General features: G+C 64.0%; 20 protein-coding genes. 16 read left to right on the forward strand and 4 right to left on the reverse strand.

The features are described 5' to 3' along the window. Positions 1–22: 22 nt before the first annotated feature. The 14 genes from AC1D11_RS16130 (at position 23) to AC1D11_RS16195 (ending at position 10,872) form a co-directional block, all read left to right on the forward strand. A complete protein-coding gene (locus AC1D11_RS16130; RefSeq protein WP_477646680.1) occupies positions 23–634 on the forward strand; it encodes a LysE family translocator in 612 nt (203 codons plus the stop codon). Further along, positions 631–1,587, forward strand: a complete 957-nt coding sequence (locus tag AC1D11_RS16135; RefSeq protein ID WP_477646681.1) for a DMT family transporter — start codon at positions 631–633, stop codon at positions 1,585–1,587. The genes AC1D11_RS16130 and AC1D11_RS16135 overlap by 4 nt, the downstream gene beginning before the upstream one ends. Further along, a complete protein-coding gene (locus AC1D11_RS16140; RefSeq protein ID WP_477646682.1) occupies positions 1,587–1,919 on the forward strand; it encodes an antibiotic biosynthesis monooxygenase family protein in 333 nt (110 codons plus the stop codon). Before AC1D11_RS16135 ends, AC1D11_RS16140 begins: the two co-directional genes overlap by 1 nt. A 69-nt stretch (positions 1,920–1,988) precedes the next feature. Next, complete coding sequence (locus AC1D11_RS16145; RefSeq protein ID WP_477646683.1) at positions 1,989–2,450, forward strand: RidA family protein; 462 nt, start codon at positions 1,989–1,991, stop codon at positions 2,448–2,450. A gap of 5 nt (positions 2,451–2,455) precedes the next feature. After that, on the forward strand, positions 2,456–2,785 hold the full coding sequence (locus AC1D11_RS16150) for a DHCW motif cupin fold protein (RefSeq protein WP_477646684.1): 330 nt from the start codon (positions 2,456–2,458) through the stop codon (positions 2,783–2,785). Positions 2,786–2,823: 38 nt separating this feature from the next. Then, positions 2,824–3,468 carry a DJ-1/PfpI family protein gene (locus AC1D11_RS16155; RefSeq protein WP_477646685.1) on the forward strand — a complete coding sequence of 215 codons (645 nt, stop codon included), beginning with the start codon at positions 2,824–2,826 and terminating at the stop codon, positions 3,466–3,468. A 184-nt stretch (positions 3,469–3,652) separates the two neighbouring features. Continuing rightward, positions 3,653–4,846, forward strand: coding sequence for an aminotransferase-like domain-containing protein (locus AC1D11_RS16160; protein WP_477646686.1), 1,194 nt, complete (start codon positions 3,653–3,655; stop codon positions 4,844–4,846). Between the two features lie 21 nt (positions 4,847–4,867). Then, positions 4,868–5,488 carry a glutathione S-transferase family protein gene (locus AC1D11_RS16165; protein ID WP_477646687.1) on the forward strand — a complete coding sequence of 207 codons (621 nt, stop codon included), beginning with the start codon at positions 4,868–4,870 and terminating at the stop codon, positions 5,486–5,488. 35 nt (positions 5,489–5,523) lie between these two features. Beyond that, on the forward strand, positions 5,524–6,438 hold the full coding sequence (locus AC1D11_RS16170; protein ID WP_477646688.1) for a PhzF family phenazine biosynthesis protein: 915 nt from the start codon (positions 5,524–5,526) through the stop codon (positions 6,436–6,438). Between the two features lie 15 nt (positions 6,439–6,453). Next, entirely contained in the window at positions 6,454–7,167 is a 714-nt protein-coding gene (locus tag AC1D11_RS16175; protein ID WP_477646689.1) for a VOC family protein, read from the forward strand. Between the two features lies 1 nt (position 7,168). Next, a complete protein-coding gene (locus tag AC1D11_RS16180; RefSeq protein WP_457281423.1) occupies positions 7,169–7,807 on the forward strand; it encodes a LysE family translocator in 639 nt (212 codons plus the stop codon). Continuing rightward, entirely contained in the window at positions 7,804–8,826 is a 1,023-nt protein-coding gene (locus AC1D11_RS16185; RefSeq protein WP_477646690.1) for a threonine dehydratase, read from the forward strand. The genes AC1D11_RS16180 and AC1D11_RS16185 overlap by 4 nt, the downstream gene beginning before the upstream one ends. A gap of 140 nt (positions 8,827–8,966) precedes the next feature. Next, positions 8,967–9,635 carry a histidine phosphatase family protein gene (locus AC1D11_RS16190; protein ID WP_477646691.1) on the forward strand — a complete coding sequence of 223 codons (669 nt, stop codon included), beginning with the start codon at positions 8,967–8,969 and terminating at the stop codon, positions 9,633–9,635. A gap of 76 nt (positions 9,636–9,711) precedes the next feature. Beyond that, the gene (locus AC1D11_RS16195; RefSeq protein ID WP_477646692.1) at positions 9,712–10,872 is read left to right on the forward strand and encodes a hypothetical protein; all 1,161 of its coding nucleotides are present in this window, start codon (positions 9,712–9,714) and stop codon (positions 10,870–10,872) included. A 97-nt stretch (positions 10,873–10,969) separates the two neighbouring features. Here the strand turns inward: AC1D11_RS16195 and AC1D11_RS16200 are convergent, their stop codons facing one another. The 4 genes from AC1D11_RS16200 to AC1D11_RS16215 all read right to left on the reverse strand — a co-directional run bounded on the left by AC1D11_RS16200 (position 10,970) and on the right by AC1D11_RS16215 (position 16,014). Beyond that, positions 10,970–12,310 carry a PQQ-dependent sugar dehydrogenase gene (locus AC1D11_RS16200; protein ID WP_477651111.1) on the reverse strand — a complete coding sequence of 447 codons (1,341 nt, stop codon included), beginning with the start codon at positions 12,308–12,310 and terminating at the stop codon, positions 10,970–10,972. 133 nt (positions 12,311–12,443) lie between these two features. Beyond that, a complete protein-coding gene (locus AC1D11_RS16205; protein WP_092132085.1) occupies positions 12,444–12,902 on the reverse strand; it encodes an Lrp/AsnC family transcriptional regulator in 459 nt (152 codons plus the stop codon). Between the two features lie 257 nt (positions 12,903–13,159). Continuing rightward, positions 13,160–15,292, reverse strand: a complete 2,133-nt coding sequence (locus AC1D11_RS16210) for a sensor histidine kinase (RefSeq protein WP_477646693.1) — start codon at positions 15,290–15,292, stop codon at positions 13,160–13,162. Beyond that, positions 15,289–16,014: a response regulator transcription factor gene (locus AC1D11_RS16215; protein ID WP_477646694.1), complete on the reverse strand. Its 726-nt coding sequence runs from the start codon at positions 16,012–16,014 to the stop codon at positions 15,289–15,291. The genes AC1D11_RS16210 and AC1D11_RS16215 overlap by 4 nt, the downstream gene beginning before the upstream one ends. A gap of 208 nt (positions 16,015–16,222) precedes the next feature. Here AC1D11_RS16215 and AC1D11_RS16220 point away from each other — a divergent pair, with 208 nt between their 5' ends. Further along, entirely contained in the window at positions 16,223–17,503 is a 1,281-nt protein-coding gene (locus AC1D11_RS16220) for an SPFH domain-containing protein (protein WP_477646695.1), read from the forward strand. Then, entirely contained in the window at positions 17,503–18,927 is a 1,425-nt protein-coding gene (locus AC1D11_RS16225; protein ID WP_477646696.1) for a hypothetical protein, read from the forward strand. The genes AC1D11_RS16220 and AC1D11_RS16225 overlap by 1 nt, the downstream gene beginning before the upstream one ends. Positions 18,928–18,940: the final 13 nt, after the last annotated feature.

Consider the following 18,940-nt stretch of genomic DNA (forward strand, 5'->3'; position numbering starts at 1 on the left):
TTTCAACTATAAAGTTGAAAGCATGAACTGGCAAGAATTTACGGCCTTACTGGTGCTGGCAACGGCGATGAGCTTTTCGCCGGGACCCAACACGACGCTGTCAACCGCACTGGGAGCCAACCATGGGTTGAAACGCGCACTGCCTTTTGTCTGCGCGGTGCCGGTCGGCTGGGGCGCACTGCTTCTGGTATGCGCCCTGGGGCTGGGCGCACTGGTTCTCGCCGTGCCATTGCTGAGCTGGGCCGTGAAGATCATCGGCGTGGCGTACCTGCTGTGGCTGGCCTGGAAGATTTCACAATCGCGCCAGTTGAGCGAGGCGGATGCGGCGCGTCTGAACGTCACTTTCTGGCAAGGCGCCGCGCTGCAGTTTGTCAACATCAAGGCATGGATGCTGGCGCTGGCCATCGTGAGCGGCTGGATTGCCGGCCGCGAGGCGCCGGCCGCGCGGCTGGCCATCGTATTACCTGTGATGCTGGCCTACGCTTTTGTCAGCAACCTCACTTACGCGCTCGCCGGGTCTTTGTTGCGCGAGTGGCTGACCGGCCCGTCCGGCAGCGGACGACGGCTTCAGTGCTTCAACCGCGTCATGGCGCTGGTACTCGTGGCCACCGCCATCTGGATGCTTTTTATATGACGTCCACATCTGCCGACACAAACAAAGGGCTATGTCTCGGCTTGCTGGGCATCGTGATTTTTGCCGTCACGCTGCCCATGACACGCCTGGCCGTGGGCACGCCCGATGCACCGCAGATGTCGGGCGTTTTCATCGCGCTCGGGCGGGCCACGGTGGCGGCCGTGTTGTCGGCGGTGTTTTTGCTGGCCACCCGCGCAGCGCTGCCGCAGCGAAAGGACTGGCTGCCGCTGGCCGTCACCGCGGGCGGCGTGGTGTTTGGCTTTCCGCTCTTCACCTCGATAGCCATGCGCTACGTGGAAGCCGTGCACGCAAGCGTCATCCTCGGCGTGCTGCCCCTGGCCACCGCGGCGGTGGGCGCGCTGCTGCACCGCCAGCGTCCGTCTGCCGGCTTCTGGCTGTGCGCGGCGCTGGGCAGCGCGCTGGTGGTTCTGTTTGCCATGCTGCGCTCAAACAGTGCGGGCGGGCTGTCCATCCATTTTGCGGACCTTTTGTTGCTGGCCGCCTGTTTGTGCGCGGCCGTCGGTTACGGCTATGGTGCGCGGCTGTCCCAGCACATGCGCGCCGAGCACGTGATCTGCTGGGCCTTGGTGCTCTCGCTGCCTCTGACCTTGCCGCTGTCTCTTCTCAGCTGGCCCGAGGCACCACTCAAAGCCAGCGCCTGGGCCGGCTTTGCCTACGTGGCGGTGTTCTCGGCCTGGTTGGGATTTTTTGCCTGGTACCGCGGCCTGGCGCTCGGCGGCACGGTGCGTGTCAGCCAGGTGCAGTTGGTGCAGCCGTTTTTGTCCATGCTGTTTTCTGTGCCGCTGCTTGGCGAGCACCTGGACGCGGTCACCGTCGGCTTCGGGCTGGCCGTGATTGCCACCGTTTTCATCGGGAAAAAAATGCCGGTGCAGTCAGGCGCCCGCGTGAGGGCCGCCGAGCCGGGCTCTTTGCTCAACACCAGAAAGTTGTGATGTATTCAGCCGCCTTTATCTTTGAACCCGGCACCTACGACGAGCGGTTCCACACGCTGGACGCGCTGATCGAAGAAGCCGCCCATGCCACGCCGGGCTATCTAGGCGCGGAGTCCTGGCGTTCGCCGGATGGCGTGCTGACCAATGCCACTTACTTCTGGGAGACCGAAGAATCGCTGCGCGTTTTTTCAGCACACCCCAAGCACCTGGAAGCCAAACGCCAGTACACGCAGTGGTACAAAGGTTTTCACATCGTCATCTCACAGGTGTTGCGCTCTTATGGCGACGGCACCATTGCACACATCACGCCTAACCAGCGGAAGCGGGCATGAAGTGGGCTTGAGGCAGCCCGCTGCTTTTGCACTGCTTTCCAGGATATCCCCTACAACAAGGAACCATCTATGACCCCCGAACAACGCCTGCAGCAACTCGGCCTGATCCTGCCGCCCGTCGTGACACCTCGCGGTAACTTCGATGCCTGGGTGCTCGACGGTTCCATGCTGTACCTGTCGGGCAAGGGCTCGCCGCTGCGGCAAGACCTGGCTGTGGTGCCCAAGGTCGGGCGCGAGATCACCGCGGAGGAAGCGCGCAAACATGCCCACGACGTCGGACTGAACCTGATTGCCACCATGAAGGCCGCCCTGGGCGAACTTTCGCGCGTGCGGCGTGTGGTCAAGCTGCTGGGCATGGTCAATGCGGCGCCCGATTTCATGGGCCACACCGAAGTCATCAACGGCTGCTCTGACCTGCTGGTGCAGGTCTTCGGCGACGCGGGCCGCCATGCGCGATCGGCAGTCGGCGTGGGCTCCCTGCCGCGCGGCTTTGCGGTGGAAGTTGAAGCCATCGTCTCAGTCACGGAGTAAGCAGCATGCAAATCAACGAAATCCCCTTCGGCACCACCGACTGGTCCAGCGTGGAGCGCACCGAGCATTCCGCCCTGCAGGGCAAGGCCTTCTGGCGCACCCGCAAGTTCGGTGATGTGCGTGTGCGCATGGTGGAGTACACACCCGGTTATGTTTCCGACCACTGGTGCAGCAAAGGCCACATCCTGCTTTGCCTGGAAGGTGAGCTGCAGACGGAACTGGACAACGGCAGTGTGCACGTGCTGCTGCCCGGCATGAGTTACCAGGTGGCAGACAGCGCCGAAGCCCACCGGTCGACCTCGCCTTTGGGCGCCAAACTGTTTATCGTGGACTGACCCAAGTAGCGCTTTTAACCCGTATCAGGACAGCTTTCATGCACATCGCCATCCTTACCTTCGACGGCTTCAACGAACTGGATTCGTTGATTGCCTACGGCATGCTCAGCCGCATTTCACTGCGGGGTGATGCCGGCTGGAAAGTCAGCATTGCCAGCCCTACTGAGCGGGTGACGTCCATGAACGGCCTCACCATCGACGCACACGTCGGCCTGAAGGAAGCCAACCAGGCCGATGCCGTGCTGATAGGCAGCGGAATGAAAACGCGTGAAGTTGCCAATGATGCGTCCATCCTCGGCCAACTGCAGCTCAATCCACAAAGGCAGCTCATCGCGGCGCAGTGCTCCGGGACCTTTTTGCTCGCCAAGCTGGGGCTCGTTGGCCAAATGCCGGCTTGTACGGACTTGACCAGCAAGCCCTGGGTCCAGGCAGCCGGGGTGAGCATTCTGAACCAGGCCTTCTTTGCGAGGGGCAACCTGGCAACCGCGGGCGGCTGCATGTCCGCGCAATATGTTTCTGCATGGCTGATTGCCCGGCTGAAGGGCATTGAAGACGCCCGGGAGGTGCTGCACTACTTTGCCCCCGTTGGTGAAAAAGAGGAATACGTCACGCGGGGACTTGCGCACCTGAAAGCAAATCTACAGGAACAGCGAATGACACAGGAAACGTCCGGTGCATCGTGACGCCTGATCCACGCCTTGCAAACGCAGAGGCGGGAACAGGGACATGCGCAAGGAGGAGGTGCAGAATGAAAGCGTCGAATCATTCTTGCCTTTTTGGCAGCCGCCAGGGCGGCACCTTTTCAAACCATGCAGAAGATTTTTGTGACCAGGCTTGTCTTTGACAGCCCATCAGGAGGAGAGTGAAATGGAATGGACCCAAGCGCAGCGCGCCAAAAAAATGAACCCCTCGGTGATCCGCGAGATCCTCAAGGTCACCGAGAAGCCCGGCATCATCAGCTTTGCCGGTGGCCTGCCTTCGCCCAAGACCTTTCCGGTCGCCGCCTTTCGCGAAGCCTGTGACAAGGTGCTGCGTGAAGACGGTCACGCAGCGCTGCAATACGCGGCCAGCGAAGGTTATGCGCCGCTGCGCGAGATGGTGGCCGCGATGCTGCCCTGGAATGTGGACCCGGCGCAGGTGCTGATCACCACCGGCTCGCAGCAGGGGCTGGATTTGATCGCCAAGATACTGATCGACGCCGGCAGCCGCGTGCTGGTGGAAACACCCACCTACCTCGGTGCGCTGCAAGCCTTCACGCCGATGGAGCCCGAAATCGTCGGTGTGGCCAGCGATGACGAAGGCGTGGACATCACCGACCTGGCCAGCAAAGCCGCCGGTGCGCGTTTCTTCTACGTCCTGCCCAATTTCCAGAACCCGACCGGCCGCACCATGAGCGAGGCGAGGCGCGCCGCGCTGAGCGCCGAAGCCGCGCGCCTGGGTCTGCCCATCGTTGAAGACAACCCTTACGGCGACCTGTGGTTTGACACACCACCGCCGCTGCCGCTCACTGCGCGCAACCCCGAAGGCTGTGTGTACATGGGATCCTTTTCCAAAATCCTGGCGCCCGGCTTGCGACTGGGCTTCATGGTCGCGCCCAAATCGCTTTACCCCAAGCTGCTGCAGGCCAAGCAGGCAGCCGACCTGCACACGCCCGGCTTCAACCAGCGCATGGTGGTCGAGACCATGAAAAACAACTTTCTGGAGCGACACGTGCCGACCATCCGCGCGCTCTATAAGTCACAGCGCGACGCGATGCTGGCCGCGATGAAGCAGGGCATGCCCGAAGGTGTGAGCTGGAACACACCGGCCGGCGGTATGTTTTTGTGGGTGCGCCTGCCTGAAGGCATGAACGCCATCGACCTGCTGCCCAAGGCCGTGGAGCGCAACGTGGCCTTTGTGCCCGGCTGGGCCTTCTACGCCGACCATGCCGACGCCCGCACGCTGCGCCTCTCGTTCGTCACGTCCAGCGTCGAGCAGATCAACATCGGCATCGCCGCGCTGGCGGCAGCTATCCGCGAACAACTGCCTGCCGGCATGCCCCAACTGCGCGCAGCAGCATGATGAACGCGAAAGGGGTCTGACATGCTTCATCTTTGGGGGCGCATCAGCTCCATCAACGTTCGAAAAGTCGTGTGGACCGCGCAGGAACTGGGCCTGACGCTGCAGCGCACCGATGCCGGCGGCCAGTTCGGTATCGTCAAGGAGGCCGATTACCGGGCCAAGAACCCGAATGCGCTGGTGCCGCTGATGGAAGACGGTGAGGTGCTCATCTGGGAATCCAATGTCATCGTGCGCTACCTGTGCGCCAAGCACTCGCCAGGCAATTTTTATCCCGCAGCGCTGCCGCAACGCTTTGCCGCCGAGCAGTGGATGGACTGGCAGCAGACCACCTTTAACCCGGCCGGACGCACGGCTTTCGTGCAGTGGATTCGCACATCTGCGGAGCAGCGCAATACAGAACTGATTGCGCAGTCCGTCGTCGCCACCGAGGCGCTGCTAACACTGCTCGATGCACACCTGGCTGACCATGCGTTCATGGGCGGCGACCAGTTCAGCATGGCCGACATCCCGCTGGGCTGCGAAATGCACCGCTGGTTCGGCTTGCCGCAGCCGCGGCCCATTCGGCCCCACCTGGACCGCTGGTACCAAACCCTCCTGGCACGGCCCGCCACGCGCGGCGTGCTGGACCTGCCTTTGTCATAAATCTTCAAACCTACCCTGGAAAACCGAGAAACTCCATGAAGCAGCGCGCATTCAAGCAAGTCGACGTGTTCACACCCACCCCTTACTTCGGCAACCCCCTGGCCGTGGTAATCGACGGCAGCGGCCTGGACGACGCTGCCATGCAGCGTTTTGCCAAGTGGACCAACCTCTCGGAAACCACTTTCCTGTTGCCACCCACAGACGCCACGGCTGATTACAGCGTACGCATCTTCACGCCCGGCGGCGAACTGCCTTTTGCCGGCCACCCCACGCTGGGCAGTTGCCACAGCTGGCTGGAAGCCGGTGGGCAAGCGCACAGCAAAGACTTCATCGTGCAGGAGTGCAAAGTAGGCCTGGTGAAGATTCGCCGCGAGACTGGCACAAAGCGCCTCGCATTTGCCGCACCGGCCCTCAAGCGCTCCGCGCCCAGCCCCTCGCTGCTGGCGCAGGTAGCCGGCGCACTGGGATTAAAAGCGACAAGCATCCTCGCCGCCCAGTGCCTGGACAACGGCCCGATGTGGCTGGGCCTGCTGCTGGACAGCCCGGAGACCGTGCTGCAACTGGCGCCCGATCACAAGGCGCTGGCCAAGCTGGGCGCCAAAGTCGGCGTGGTAGCGCGCTACCCACGTGAGGAAGCCGCGCCGCTGATTGCTCGCGCCAACCGCGAAGCCAAGGCGTTCGCAGCCTCCGCACCTGAAACAACCCCTGATTTCGAGGTGCGGGCCTTCGCCTCTCCCATCGGTGTCGACGAAGACCCCGTCACCGGCAGCCTCAATGCCAGCCTGGCCCAGTGGCTGATCGCCGAAGGCCACGCACCCGAGCGCTATACCGCCTCGCAAGGTGTCTGCCTGGGCCGCGCCGGTCAGGTGCATATCGAGCGCGATGCAGCCGGCCAGGTGTGGGTGGGCGGCGAATCGGTCACCTGCATTGACGGAAGCGTGACGCTTTAGGAACCAGCCCTAACCATGGAACGCAGCACCGCACTCCCGCCGCTGGCCTCGCAGGTCGACCACCTCGTGGTGGTGGCGGCCAGCCTCGCCGAAGGCGTGCAGTGGTGCGAACGCGTGCTGGGCATCACGCCCGGGCCGGGCGGCGAGCATCCGCTGATGGGCACGCACAACCGGCTCTTCACAGTGGCCTCGCAGGCCTTTCCACGCGCCTATTTCGAAATCATTGCAATCAATCCGGACAAGCAAACCCCGCGTACGGCACCGGCCAGACGCTGGTATGACCTGGATGATCATGAGTTGCAGCTGCGGCTGAGCAAGACCGGCCCGCAGCTCGCGCACTTTGTCGCCTCGACGCCCCGTGTAAGCGCGGCGGTGCGGGCGCTTTCCCGCCTGGGGCTGGATCGCGGTGAGGCGCTGGACGTCTCGCGCATGACGCCGCAAGGCCAGCTCAGCTGGAAAATCACCGTGCGTGAAGATGGTCAGAGGCTGTTTTACGGTGCGCTGCCCACGCTGATCCAGTGGGGCGACGTGCATCCGGCCGATGGCATGGCGCCCTCAGGCGTCACGCTGCAATCGCTGCACGCCAGCCACCCGCGCCCCGACGCATTGCGCGGCGGCTACGAGGCCATAGGGCTGGCCGGCGTAGGCCTCTCGCAAGGCCCGCCCAATCTCATCGCCACGCTGCAGACGCCGCGCGGCCTCGTCACCCTGGAATCCAAAGGAGCCTGAAATGTTGACGTCCACTGAACTCGCCTGGTTTGCTCTCGCCGCCCTGGTGCTGGTGCTCACGCCCGGGCCCAACATGATTTACTGTATCTCACGCACGCTGTGCCAGGGCCCCCGCGCCGGGCTGGTATCGCTCAGCGGCGTGGCGCTGGGGTTTGTCGTCCATCTGCTGGCCGCGTCGTTCGGGCTAACCGCACTGCTGCTGGCCGTGCCGCTGGCCTTTGATGCGATCAAGGTGGCGGGCGCGGCCTATTTGCTCTGGATGGCCTGGCAGGCAGTCAAGCCCGGGGGCTTGGCGCCTTTTGAAACGCGCGAGCTGCCGCACGACCCGCCGCGCACGCTCTTCCTCATGGGTTTTATGACCAACCTGCTCAACCCCAAGGTCGCCATGTTTTATCTCTCGTTCTTCCCGCAGTTTTTGCACCCCGAACGCGGCGACCTGCTGCTGCAAAGCCTGACGCTGGGCGCCGTGCAGATCAGCGTCAGCACGGGGGTGAACACGGTGCTGATCTGCTTCGCCGCGGCGATTGCCGGTTTCCTCAACCGCAACATCAGCTGGATGCGCGTGCAGCGCTATGTGATGGGCACCGTGCTGGGCTTGCTGGCGCTGCGCCTGCTGACTGAAAAGCGGGTGGCCGCATGAGCGCCGTACTCGACCGCGCGCCGGAGCTGGGCAGCAGCATGCTGCCTTCGCTGCAGGAGATTGAAGACGCGGCGCGAGTCGTCTACCGCGAATTCCAGGCCACGCCGCAGTACCGCTGGGGCCTGTCCAGTCAGCGGCTGGGCGCCGACTGCTGGATCAAGCACGAGAACCACACACCGGTGGGCGCGTTCAAGCTGCGCGGCGGGCTCACTTACTTTGAGGCGCTCAAGCAACGCGGCGAGCTGCCGAAGGAAGCCATCAGCGCCACACGCGGCAACCACGGCCAGAGCATAGGCTGGGCCGCCCGCGCGCACGGCGTGCCTTGCACCATCGTGGTTCCGCATGGCAATTCGGTGGAAAAAAACGCCGCCATGCGCGCACTGGGCGTCACACTGATCGAGCACGGCAACGACTTCCAGGAAAGCCGCGAGTTTGCGAAGAGGCTGGCTGCCGAACGCGGCGCCCACATGGTGCCGAGCTTTCATGCGGATTTACTGCGCGGCGTCAGCACGTACTGGTGGGAATTCATGCTGGCGGTGCCGCAACTCGACGTGGTGTATGTGCCGATAGGCCAGGGCTCTGGCGCGTGTTCGGCCATTGCAGCCAAGCTGGCGCTGGGCCGCAAGCTGCACATCGTGGGCGTGGTCAGCGCGCACGCCACCACCTACGCCGACTCGCTGGCCGCAGGGCGCGTGATTGAAGCCCCGGTAACCACCTACCTGGCCGACGGCATGGCCTGCCGCGTCGCGGACCAGGCCGCGCTGGATGTCTTGCTGCCGCACGTGGAGCGCATCGTGAAAGTGACGGACGACGAAGTGGCCCAGGCCATGCGCGACCTTTATGCCGATACACACAACGTGGCCGAAGGCGCGGGTGCGGCGAGCTTTGCCGCTGCCATGCAGGAGCGGAGCCAGCTCAAGGGCCTGGTGGTAGGCACCACCTTGTGCGGCGGCAATGTGGACACGGCGACTGTCACGAAGGTGCTAACTGCCGGCCCCCACGCTTCTCGCTTCGCGTAGTGCGCTGCCCCCCCGAGGGGGCGCTGCGCCTGCGGCCCGGCAAAGCCGGTTCCGCGGCCCCGGCTGGATTGGCCTTTGGGTACCGGCACTGGTCGCACGCGTGACTGGCCGCAGTTGCCACGCACGACACAATTCCAGCCATGGGAACCCTCTACCTCGTGCGCCACGGCCAGGCCTCATTTGGCGAAGACGACTACGACGTGCTCAGCCCCATGGGGCACCAGCAAAGCGTGCGTCTGGGCGAGTACTTCAAGTACAAGGGCGTCACCTTTGACGCCGCTTTCACCGGCACGCTGCAACGGCAGATCAATACTTTTGCCGGGATCTGTGAGGGCATGGGTGTCACCATGCAAGCCACACAGCGCCCCGGGCTCAATGAATATGACAGCCACGCAGTCATCGGCGCCATCCACCCGCACAAGCTCGAAAAACCTGCCACGCCCGAGGAATACCGCGGCCACTTCCGGCTGCTGCGTGACGGGCTGGCACAGTGGATGGCCGGTGTGGTCAGCCCCAAGGGCATGCCCAGCTATACCGAATTTGTCGCGGGCGTGACCGATGTGCTGGACCATGTGCGCACCACACACACCGGCAACGTGCTGCTGGTTTCGAGCGGCGGGCCTATCTCGACCGCCGTCGGCCATGTGCTGGGCACCAGCCCCGAAACCACGATTGAGCTCAACCTGCGCATCCGCAATTGCTCGGTCACGGAGTTTGCGTTCACACCCAAGCGCCACATGCTGGTGACCTACAACACGCTGCCGCACCTGGATGCGCCGGAACACGCAAGCTGGATTACCTACGCCTGACGCAAATCTTTCACCGGCTTCCGTGGTATTTCCACCATTGCCGGGACTGCGTCAAGCAAAGATACTCTTTGGCAGCATGACCGCCGCACCTCACTCTTCTGCCGCCGGCCCGCACCCTGTGGGCATTGTTCTGTGCACTGACAGCGCCGATGCGCTGGCCGCTTCCAGTTACAGCTTCCTGGTGCAGCTTGAGCAGCTCGGCCTGCAGGATGCCGTGGAAACCACCGAGCTGCCCCCTCGCGCAGGAGCCGGCGCCGCACGGCGTTTTTGCCTGCCCGTGGCGCTGACGGCGCAATGGGCGCCCGGCCTGGACACCCTGGACCTGGCAGAACGGCTGCAGCTGGATACGCTGAACAACAGCGAAGACCTGGAACGAGAGATTCTTCTGGCCATGCTGCTGAGCCCGGTCGCCTTCGAATTTCCCAGCCATGCGGAGCTGGCATCGGCAGTGCGCATACGCCGAAACATCGTGCTGGCCGCACGCAGGACGGCGCTGGAATTCCACACCACCGAAGTCAACCGGCCGGAGGACTGCTGGGTCTACTCGGAAGACGCTGGCTTTACCGTCAGGCCCGGTCACGCACTGATTCCCGCCCTGGAAAAAGCCACCCAACCCGAGGCCTCGGGCAAGCTGTATTCCTTTTCCTGCTACCGCGCGACCGAATATGTGATCCTGCTGGCCATCGCGCAGGAACTCGAAACCTGCAACCCGCCGTTGCTGGCCGCGCTGCAGCAGCGCTGGGAGCGCCGCGCCATCATGTCGGGAAAGTTCCACGACGTGTTCCTGCGCGAATACGGCACGATGGAGCAACCCCTGCCGCCCAGGTATTACGTGCCCGGCGACCGGCTATGGTTCCGAAACCCCGATGAACACTCCTCGGACGTTTCGGGTTATGAAGGTTCCTGGGTGTTCTACATCGGCAATGGGCAGTTCACCAACTTCTGGAAGCGCGAGCAGCCCTACACCCTGACGGCCAAATGCCTGGAGCTGTTTCACTGGCGGCATGCCACCTACACCGACGAAGCCGGCGAGTTACGTATCAATGAAGGCATCGTGGAAGCCGGCGTCAAGGCCTCCAGCGCCGACCCGACCGAGACGGCGCGAATCCTGGAACTGATGCTGCGCATGCGTGAACCCAAGGGCGTGTATGCATCGGGCGGGTGCATAGACACTTCGCGGGAACACCCCCGCTGGGTCTGCCCGGGTACCGCCGACATGGTGTTGCCACCCGCTTGAAGCGATTACGGGCGGCACGATTGCTATTAAATCAATAGCTGCTTGCGCTCGTCACATATGGGCTACGGGCATTTTTCTCTTAAAACATCCCGACCTTCTATTTCGGCTGGCTAGCGCTCACCCGCCAGACCACGTTGCCCACATCGTCAGCCACCAGCAGCGCGCCGCGCTTGTCCATCGCCACGCCCACCGGCCGGCCGTAGGCATGGCCTTCGGGGCTCAGGAAACCCGTGAGCACATCCACCGGCAAACCGGCCGGCAAGCCCTGGCGAAAAGGCACGAACACCACCTTGTACCCGCTGTGCGGCACGCGGTTCCAGGAACCGTGTTCACCGATAAAAACTCCCATGGCCAGTGATGGCGGCAGCGCATTGCCTTCTGAAAACACCATGCCCAATGGCGCGACATGGGAGCCCAGCGCGTAGTCGGGTGAAACCGCTTGCGCCACCAGGTCCGGACGCGGCGGCTTGACGCGGTCGTCCACGTGCCGGCCGTAATAGCTGTAGGGCCAGCCGTAAAACACACCATCGCGCACCGAAGTCAGGTAGTCGGGCACGAGGTCGCTGCCGATCTCGTCGCGCTCGTTCACCACCGTCCAGAGTGCGCCGCTGCCGGGTGCCCAACCCATGCCGTTCGGATTGCGCAGGCCAGAGGCAAACACGCGGTGGCTGCCGGTTTTGGCATCGACCTCCCAGATGGCGGCGCGGCCAGTTTCGGCCTCCATGCCGCGTTCGCCCACATTGCTGTTGGAGCCGACGGTGACATACAGCTTGCTGCCGTCCGGACTGGCAATGATATTTTTGGTCCAGTGGTGGTTGATGGGGCCGGCCGGCAGGTCCACCACCTTGACGGGCGCCGCCGTGATGCGGGTCTGGCCCGGCTGGTAAGGAAAGCGCACAACAGCATCGGTGTTGGCCACGTAGAAATCATTGCCCACCAGCACCATGCCGAAAGGCGAGTTGAGGTTTTCCAGAAACACGCTGCGGCTTTCGGCCTTTCCGTCGCCGTCGGCGTCGCGCAGCAGGGTGATGCGGTTGGCCGTGGGCGCGCCGGCGCCGGCCCGGCCCATCACCTTTTTCATGAACCAGCCGCGGATGCCCTTGCCATCTTCCGGCTTGGGTGGCGCATTGCTTTCAGCCACCAGCACGTCGCCGTTAGGTAGCACGTAGACCCAGCGCGGATGGTCCAGACCGCCAGCCAGGGCCGTCACGCCCAGGCCCGCCATGGGCGTGGGCATAGCACCCTCGGGCCAGCCCTTGGCCGGCGCAATGTTCACCGTGGGAAACAGGGTCTTGCTGGGTTTGGGCAGGGTTGGATTGGCTCCCATACCGGCCTCCGGCGGCAACAGGGCGGTGTCGCCGCACGCGGCCAGCGTACAGGCGCATGCCGCGCACAGCAGCAGAACATGCCAGACGCGTTGACGGGCAATCGATCGCATAAAACCCCCTGATGAAATGACGGCAATGCCAGCGCCCTGCTTGGTGCGGGGCATTCGTCAGTGTGGGCGGGTGAGGTCCGCGCAGCTGTCAGCCGGCCCCACCGACCACTGTCAGCGCTGACCTTCGCCTGGCTCAGCCTGGCAGCAGCGGCAGGTCGGCCTTCTTCAGCGTGCGCAGTACAAAACTGGATTTGCTGTGGCGTATGCCTTTGATCTTGTAGAGCCGCTCGCGCAGCAGGCGCTCGTAGTCCTTGGTGTCGTGCACGGCAATGCGCAGCAGGTAGTCGTATTCACCGGACACCAGATAAGCCTCGATCACTTCGGGAATCGCCGCCAGCGTTTCACCGAACTTTTCCAGCGTGTTGTCGGAGTGGCTGTCGAGCGTGACCTGCACCATCACCGTGTCGCCCAGGCCCAGCGCCTGCGCATTGAGCCGCACGGTATAGCCCTCAATCACGCCGGCTTCCTCCATCTTCTTGATGCGGCCCCAGCAGGGCGAAGGGCTCAGGCCCACGGCCTGGCCGATGTCTTGCAGACTGGTACGCGCGTCAGCCTGCAAGACCTGAAGGATTTTCCGGTCTAAAGTGTCCATTCAGGTAATTTATCTGAAATTTCCTATTTCACAGATTTTTTATCTGTTTATGGGAAATTCAACAGCAAATCAGGCAAATTATTCGGCCCCACCCGGGAGATACTTTCTTCCATGGCAGCGGGCTTACCGGTCCGCTTGGCAAGACAAGGCCTCCAGCGAGTTACCGCTCACTGGGGGCTTTGATTTTTATTCCATTGCTAATTCGCGGCGATAGGTCGTTACGCCGCCTTGCCGTGAATTAGCAATGGAATCAGGGATCAGCCGACAGCGCACTGCAGGCGTAACTCCAGGCAAACGCCGCTGTCCAGGTTGTGCGCGGTGATGGTGCCGCCCATCTTGGCCATATAGGTTTTGGCGACAAACAGGCCCTGCCCGCGCTGACCTGTTGCGTCCGTGTCGGGCTGGTCAGACACGCCATATTCGAAAACCTTTTCCAACATGCCGGTCTCGATCTGCGGGCCCTGGTTGCTGATGCTGATCACTGCCTCGGGCGCGGTGCCCTCCTGTGCCTGCCGCGTCAGCGTGATGCGGATCAGGCTGCCGGGCAAACGGTAGCGATCAGCATTGCGCAGCACATGCGACACGACATCTTCCAGCGAATACTCGTCAGCACGCACCCTGACCGGCTGCGCCAGCGGATCAAAGGCCACACCGGGAATGCCCGCGGCCGCAGCGTTGCGCGCCACATGGCTCAGGAACTCATTGGCATCCAGCGTCTGCACATTGAGCGCGGTGGATTCAAAGGCTTCACTGGGCGATGCGCTGCCGTAGAGCACGCGCACGGCCTGCTGCATGCGGCTGATGTAACGGTGCGCAGGGTCGTCGGCGCTTCCGTGCAGCACCATGAGCGTTTGCAGGGGCGACATGATTTCATGGCCTACCGCGTGCCAGGTGTCTTTTTCCTGGGCAACCCGAATCTGCTCGCGGCGCACGTCTTCGTTGACGCGCTGCAGCAGGTCCTGCAAGCCGCCGGCCAGCACACCCAGCTCGTCGCTGCCGCGCAGGTCGGCCAGGTCCACCGTTGCCAGGTTGTCGCTGGCACGCACGCCCTTGGACACGGTGGCCGCGCGGCGGGTGAGTTCGGTGATGCGGCGGACGATACGCAGCTCAATGGCCAGCCAGGTCACAAAGATAGCCAGCAGCATGCCGCCCACAAACCACGACACGCGGGTGGCCACGGCCGTGAGGGCCTTGTTGACGCTGCGAATGTCACCGGTCAGCGAGAGTTCATAACGCCCGAGCGGGGTGCTGATGATGTCGGCGCTCGTGACGGGTGCGTCATAACCATCCACTTGCAGCCGGCGTATCAACCAGGCAATCAGGGGCGAGGACCGCTCCGTCGTCTCCGCGCCGGACAGCGACACGACGTCCGAGCTGACACCCGCGCTGCCCATCCTGCGGATGCGCAGCTTCTCGCCGGGCAGCAGCAAAGGGGTCAGCTCAGACCATGAAAAAGGCGCGGTGGCGCCCCCGGCATTGCTGTCGAACAGCGGCCTTCCCTCGCCGGGGGCCAGCATTTCCACCTGCACCTTGATCTGGTCCAGGTCGGCCGGTGGCCAGACGATGCCCGCAGGCCCTTTGGCAAACAGGGCTTCGCGAAACAGCTCAACCGGCAGGCGTACGCTGACAAAGGCACGCCGGGCGCAATCCGGGTCTGCCGCCAGAGTGCCGTCCACGCAGCGGCTGTCTTGCCAAAGCCAGCCGCGAAAGTCGCGCACGGGCCGGCTGGCCGGCGTGATCGGGCCCTCATCGGCAAAGCCCACCAGCCGGCCCCTGGCATTGGCAAAAGGCGAGGCGTTGCGGCCCTCGTCCATCGCCTGCATGGCCTGGAAAGGCGCGATCCAGCGGTAGCGCTGCCCGCGCATGTCGACCGTGATGCGGGCGCGGTGCGCCTGGCTTAAATCCAGCGTTCCGGAGGTGTGCGACACCAGGGGTCCGCTGTTGAAGCTGCCGACGGCATAGAGAAAACCGCCGGCAAAGGGGTTGTTGCCGACGGCCACGCACATCGACGCCGCATCGGGGTATTGCACCAGGCAGCCGGCCATCTCCACTGCCTGCTGGGCCTTGTTGCGATCGTCGAAATCAAGGGCCGAAAAAGGCAGTACCAACGGGCGCAGCGGCGTCACCTCATGCTCGTAGGCGGTGGGGTTAAGCAGCACCAGCTGGCCCGTGGGATGGCGCAGCTTGGCGGCGATCTGCGCCTGGTTCTTGCGAAAGCCGTCCTGGTAATTTCGGTAGCTGCGCTCCTTTTCGTCTTGCAACACGGCGATAGCAAGGGCGACGGTGGCCAATGCCAGCAGGAAAAAAGCGCCGCGAAAAAATACGCGCAGGCCGAAGGGCACGCGCGCCGGCAGCAGGCGCTCGACATCCAGGCGGGTGGGCAGCTTCACGCCTTGCCTCTGCCGCGCGGGGGCTCCGGCGCCTCGGCCCAGCGAAAGCCGCGCATCGGGATGTTTTCAATGCCGTCAAAGGCCGCATCGATTTCCTTGAACGCGTCGCGAATCGTGCTGACGTGCTTGCGGATGTTGTCGCGGTTGCGGCCGCTCTTGACCACCTGGTAGAGGTCGTCGTAACTCACGACCTCGCCGCGGCGCGCGTGCAGCGCCGCCAGGATGCGTTGCGCGGTCAGCGGCAGGTTCACACGCTGGCCGCGCCAGATGGCGGTGTTCTGGCGCAGCGGGTCCAGCTGCAGCTCCTGGCTGTCGCCGGCTGGCGCCCTGCCTAGGGGTTTGGCCTTGGCGGTGCGCAGGATGTCCAGGAAGGTCTCGATGAAGTCGGCCTCCTCAAACGTGGTTTTTTGCAGATAGTCCCAGGCGTCCAGGGCTTTCATGATGCTGCGGTAGATGGCGGCCGGCATGGCGGACACCACCAGCACTGGCGTACCCTGCCGCTGCTTGTTGATGGCGTTGATGATGGCCACGCCGGCATGGCGTTCGCGCCCCAGTTCGATGTCCAGCACCACGGCGTCATAGCCTTCGCGGGCAACGGCGGCCTCGGCATCGTCGCGGTTGAACCACTGGTCGACCTGGATGCCCGGACGGGCCGATTCAATCCAGCCCTTGAGCTGGTTGCTCATGGGCAGGTCGTCTTCAATCACGGCAATTTTGGTCATGAGGCCTCAAGAGGATGGGGTGCCGCCATTATGGGTGTGGCCTGCGCCAGGCCGTGTGAGTGTTTCTTCCGTTGGCGGAAGGTTGCCGCCGCCAAACCGTGCAAAGACACCGCGCAGGCGCATTGAATGCTCCGGGCCCGATTCGAACAATGGAGGCCAGAGAAAGCGCAACCCGCGCCTCTCGCCAAACCAACCGGAGGAGCCCATCATGAACCCACGCCTTAGCCGCATTTCCCTGCGCATCCGCGCCATCTTTTCCAGGGGGGTGCGCAGCACCCGCCGTATCGCTGCCACAGGGGTACAGCGCGCCGCCAGCGCCAGCGGCTTGATGATCGCCACCGCCGCGGCGGGCGCGGTCGGCTACCTGCTGTGGGTGCACCCTCCCCTGGAGTCGGTGGCGCGCGGCGACGTGGCGATTCGCACCAACCAGTTGACCGGCGGTGTCGACGAATTCCGCGAAGGCTCCCTGCTGCTGCTGCCCGGCCTGCACGAAGTGCGCACCTTCTCGCTGCGCGACCAGGTCTACCGTCCCGAAGGCAGCAGCCGTGCCGACGGCCCTTCACCCTTCCAGTCGATCGAAGGCATGTCCCTGGGTGTGGACCTCACGGTGCGTTATGCACTGGACCCGGCAAGGGTCAACGCGCTGTCGAAAAACCTGCCTGACGACATCGCAGGCCAGATCGTGCAGCCCGCCGTGCAAGGCGTGATCTACAAGACATTCACGCGCTACACCGTGCGGGAAATTTTCTCGAGCAAGCGTGCCGAAATCCAGCAGCTTATCGAAGCCGAACTCAAACCCAAGCTCGCGGCCGACGGCATCCTGCTGCGCACGGTGCAGATGGGCAAGGTGGACTTGCCTGCCGACTACCGCCAGGGTATGGACAAGCTGTTGGCCGAAGAGCTGGCCACGGAAAAGATGCGCTACACGCTGGCCCTGAAGGAAAAGCGCGTCAAGGAAACCGAGCTGGATGCGATGGCCGAAAAAGTACGCCGCGAAACCAATGCACAGGCCGCCGCCAGCGAACAGGTGATTGCAGCCAAAGCGCAGGAAGAAGCCATGAAGCATGTCCTGCCCTTCAAGCAAAAGCAGATCGAGCAGCGCCAGCTGGAAGCCGAAGCCGACAAACAGTCGCGCATCCGCACGGCCGAAGGCAGCGCCCAGGCGCGGCGCATCGAGGCATCGGGCGAAGCCGATTCGCGCCAGAAACTGGCGGATGCCGAAGCTTACCGGCTGGACCGCGTGGGCAAGATCAACAGCGAGCAGATGGCACGTGAAGGCGTGTTGATCACGCGCCACCCGCTGCTGATCCAGAAGACCATGGCCGACAAGCTGAGCGACAAGATCACCGTGATCATCGCCCCGCCCTCCACCAGCGGCGGCTTTGTGGGCGCGGGCCTGCTGGGCGGCGCGCCCAAGGCCGGCCGCACCGTGGCGCAAGCGCCGCGCGACGCCGGCACGCAAGACAACGACGACAAAGAGGCCGAATAATGATTACCACCGCACTTCTGACCTTGGCCATCGTGACGCAGGACCAGGCCACCCTGCGCGCCGCACCGCGTGATTCGGCCGCGCAGCAGGCCGCCCTGTGGCAAGGCGACGCGCTCGAGATCCGCGGCCAGCGCATGGACTACCTGCAGGTCTACGACCACAGGCGCGAACGTGCGGGCTTCATCCACGTAAGCCAGGTGCGCACGGTCTCGCTGCAGCCCGAGGACGCGCCCCAGCTCCTTTCGGTGGTGCGCTTCCTGCGCGAAAGCCCGGGCGCTGAAGCCCTGGGCATTGCGTACACGGCCGCTTACCTCAAGGCTGCGCCGGCAGATGCCATAGGAGCGGAAGCCTTTGATGCGTTGGGCACCATGGCCGAACGCCTGGCGCGTCGCGCCTCCATGAAGCACGGCAAGGCCACGAGTGACGTGATCTCTGCGCACATGGAAGTGGCCACCTTTTATGGTGTGAGCTTCAAGGGTTATGAGCAGAACGGAAGCATGCAGCTTTGCTACAACGGCGAGGCTTTTCGCCGCGTGCTGGCGCTGCCATCCGACGCCGAGCAGCGCGCACGTGCCGCGCTGGCTGTGACCCGCCCTGACTGCATGAGCCCCGATCTGCACCCGCAGGACCGCTTCACGCAAGACCAGTGGCGCGCCGAAGTACTGGACAAGGTCAGCGCCGCCCAGTTCGCCCAGTTGCCCGAAGTCAGCAAAAACCGTTTGCGCCTGCGCCGTGCCGGCGTGCACGCCAGCCTGGCGTTCGAGCAGGCGCGCCGGGCCGAAGCGCCCACGGCAGCCGCCCAGCGCGCCCTGGCGGAACTCGCGGCGGTGAACAAGCTGGAGCTGACGGACAACGACAGGCAGGACTACAACGACGCGGCGATTCGCGTGGGCGCCTCGCGATGGGGCGCTGAAACCGCGCTTCCCCGCTTCGCCAAACTGGCGTTAGCCACCGAGACGGGCCAGGCCGGCGAAACCTGCGTGGCACTGTATGAAAGCAAGGCCGACGGCAAACCCGGCAAGGAGGCCGTGGCCAGGCGCTGCACCTACGGCATCGTGTGGACCGCGTCCGCCAGCGCCCACCCGGATGGCCAGGCCCTGGCGCTCGCGGTGCAGCCGCTGGACGCCTGGCGCGAACTGTGGGTGTTTCGCAAGAAATCCGGGCAATGGACGATTGAGGTGCTGCCGCCCGCCAGCAACGGCCCCGAATTGGGCTATGTGGAATTTGCCGGCTGGGTGCGCGGCACGCCTCACATGCTGCTGGCCCGCGAGACCCGCATTGCCGGGCGCCTGCGCCGCAGTTTCGAGGTGGCACGCATGGACAGCTTGACGGCCGAGAAACAGGCCGGTGACCCGGGAACGCTGGCGGCCTTCGCGCGCTCACAAGACGCCGCGTGGAAGCGCCAGACCGTGATCCTGCGCTAACTGCCCGCTTGCA

This window comes from Polaromonas sp. P1_E11 (assembly GCF_056405995.1).

What these genes read in the sequence shown, in the direction of transcription:
- AC1D11_RS16130 (WP_477646680.1), top strand. Translation starts at nt 23, where the DNA reads ATGAACTGGCAAGAATTTACGGCCTTACTGGTGCTGGCAACGGCGATG.
- AC1D11_RS16135 (WP_477646681.1), top strand. Translation starts at nt 631, where the DNA reads ATGACGTCCACATCTGCCGACACAAACAAAGGGCTATGTCTCGGCTTG.
- AC1D11_RS16140 (WP_477646682.1), top strand. Translation starts at nt 1,587, where the DNA reads ATGTATTCAGCCGCCTTTATCTTTGAACCCGGCACCTACGACGAGCGG.
- AC1D11_RS16145 (WP_477646683.1), top strand. Translation starts at nt 1,989, where the DNA reads ATGACCCCCGAACAACGCCTGCAGCAACTCGGCCTGATCCTGCCGCCC.
- AC1D11_RS16150 (WP_477646684.1), top strand. Translation starts at nt 2,456, where the DNA reads ATGCAAATCAACGAAATCCCCTTCGGCACCACCGACTGGTCCAGCGTG.
- AC1D11_RS16155 (WP_477646685.1), top strand. Translation starts at nt 2,824, where the DNA reads ATGCACATCGCCATCCTTACCTTCGACGGCTTCAACGAACTGGATTCG.
- AC1D11_RS16160 (WP_477646686.1), top strand. Translation starts at nt 3,653, where the DNA reads ATGGAATGGACCCAAGCGCAGCGCGCCAAAAAAATGAACCCCTCGGTG.
- AC1D11_RS16165 (WP_477646687.1), top strand. Translation starts at nt 4,868, where the DNA reads ATGCTTCATCTTTGGGGGCGCATCAGCTCCATCAACGTTCGAAAAGTC.
- AC1D11_RS16170 (WP_477646688.1), top strand. Translation starts at nt 5,524, where the DNA reads ATGAAGCAGCGCGCATTCAAGCAAGTCGACGTGTTCACACCCACCCCT.
- AC1D11_RS16175 (WP_477646689.1), top strand. Translation starts at nt 6,454, where the DNA reads ATGGAACGCAGCACCGCACTCCCGCCGCTGGCCTCGCAGGTCGACCAC.
- AC1D11_RS16180 (WP_457281423.1), top strand. Translation starts at nt 7,169, where the DNA reads ATGTTGACGTCCACTGAACTCGCCTGGTTTGCTCTCGCCGCCCTGGTG.
- AC1D11_RS16185 (WP_477646690.1), top strand. Translation starts at nt 7,804, where the DNA reads ATGAGCGCCGTACTCGACCGCGCGCCGGAGCTGGGCAGCAGCATGCTG.
- AC1D11_RS16190 (WP_477646691.1), top strand. Translation starts at nt 8,967, where the DNA reads ATGGGAACCCTCTACCTCGTGCGCCACGGCCAGGCCTCATTTGGCGAA.
- AC1D11_RS16195 (WP_477646692.1), top strand. Translation starts at nt 9,712, where the DNA reads ATGACCGCCGCACCTCACTCTTCTGCCGCCGGCCCGCACCCTGTGGGC.
- AC1D11_RS16200 (WP_477651111.1), bottom strand. Translation starts at nt 12,310, where the DNA reads ATGCGATCGATTGCCCGTCAACGCGTCTGGCATGTTCTGCTGCTGTGC.
- AC1D11_RS16205 (WP_092132085.1), bottom strand. Translation starts at nt 12,902, where the DNA reads ATGGACACTTTAGACCGGAAAATCCTTCAGGTCTTGCAGGCTGACGCG.
- AC1D11_RS16215 (WP_477646694.1), bottom strand. Translation starts at nt 16,014, where the DNA reads ATGACCAAAATTGCCGTGATTGAAGACGACCTGCCCATGAGCAACCAG.
- AC1D11_RS16220 (WP_477646695.1), top strand. Translation starts at nt 16,223, where the DNA reads ATGAACCCACGCCTTAGCCGCATTTCCCTGCGCATCCGCGCCATCTTT.
- AC1D11_RS16225 (WP_477646696.1), top strand. Translation starts at nt 17,503, where the DNA reads ATGATTACCACCGCACTTCTGACCTTGGCCATCGTGACGCAGGACCAG.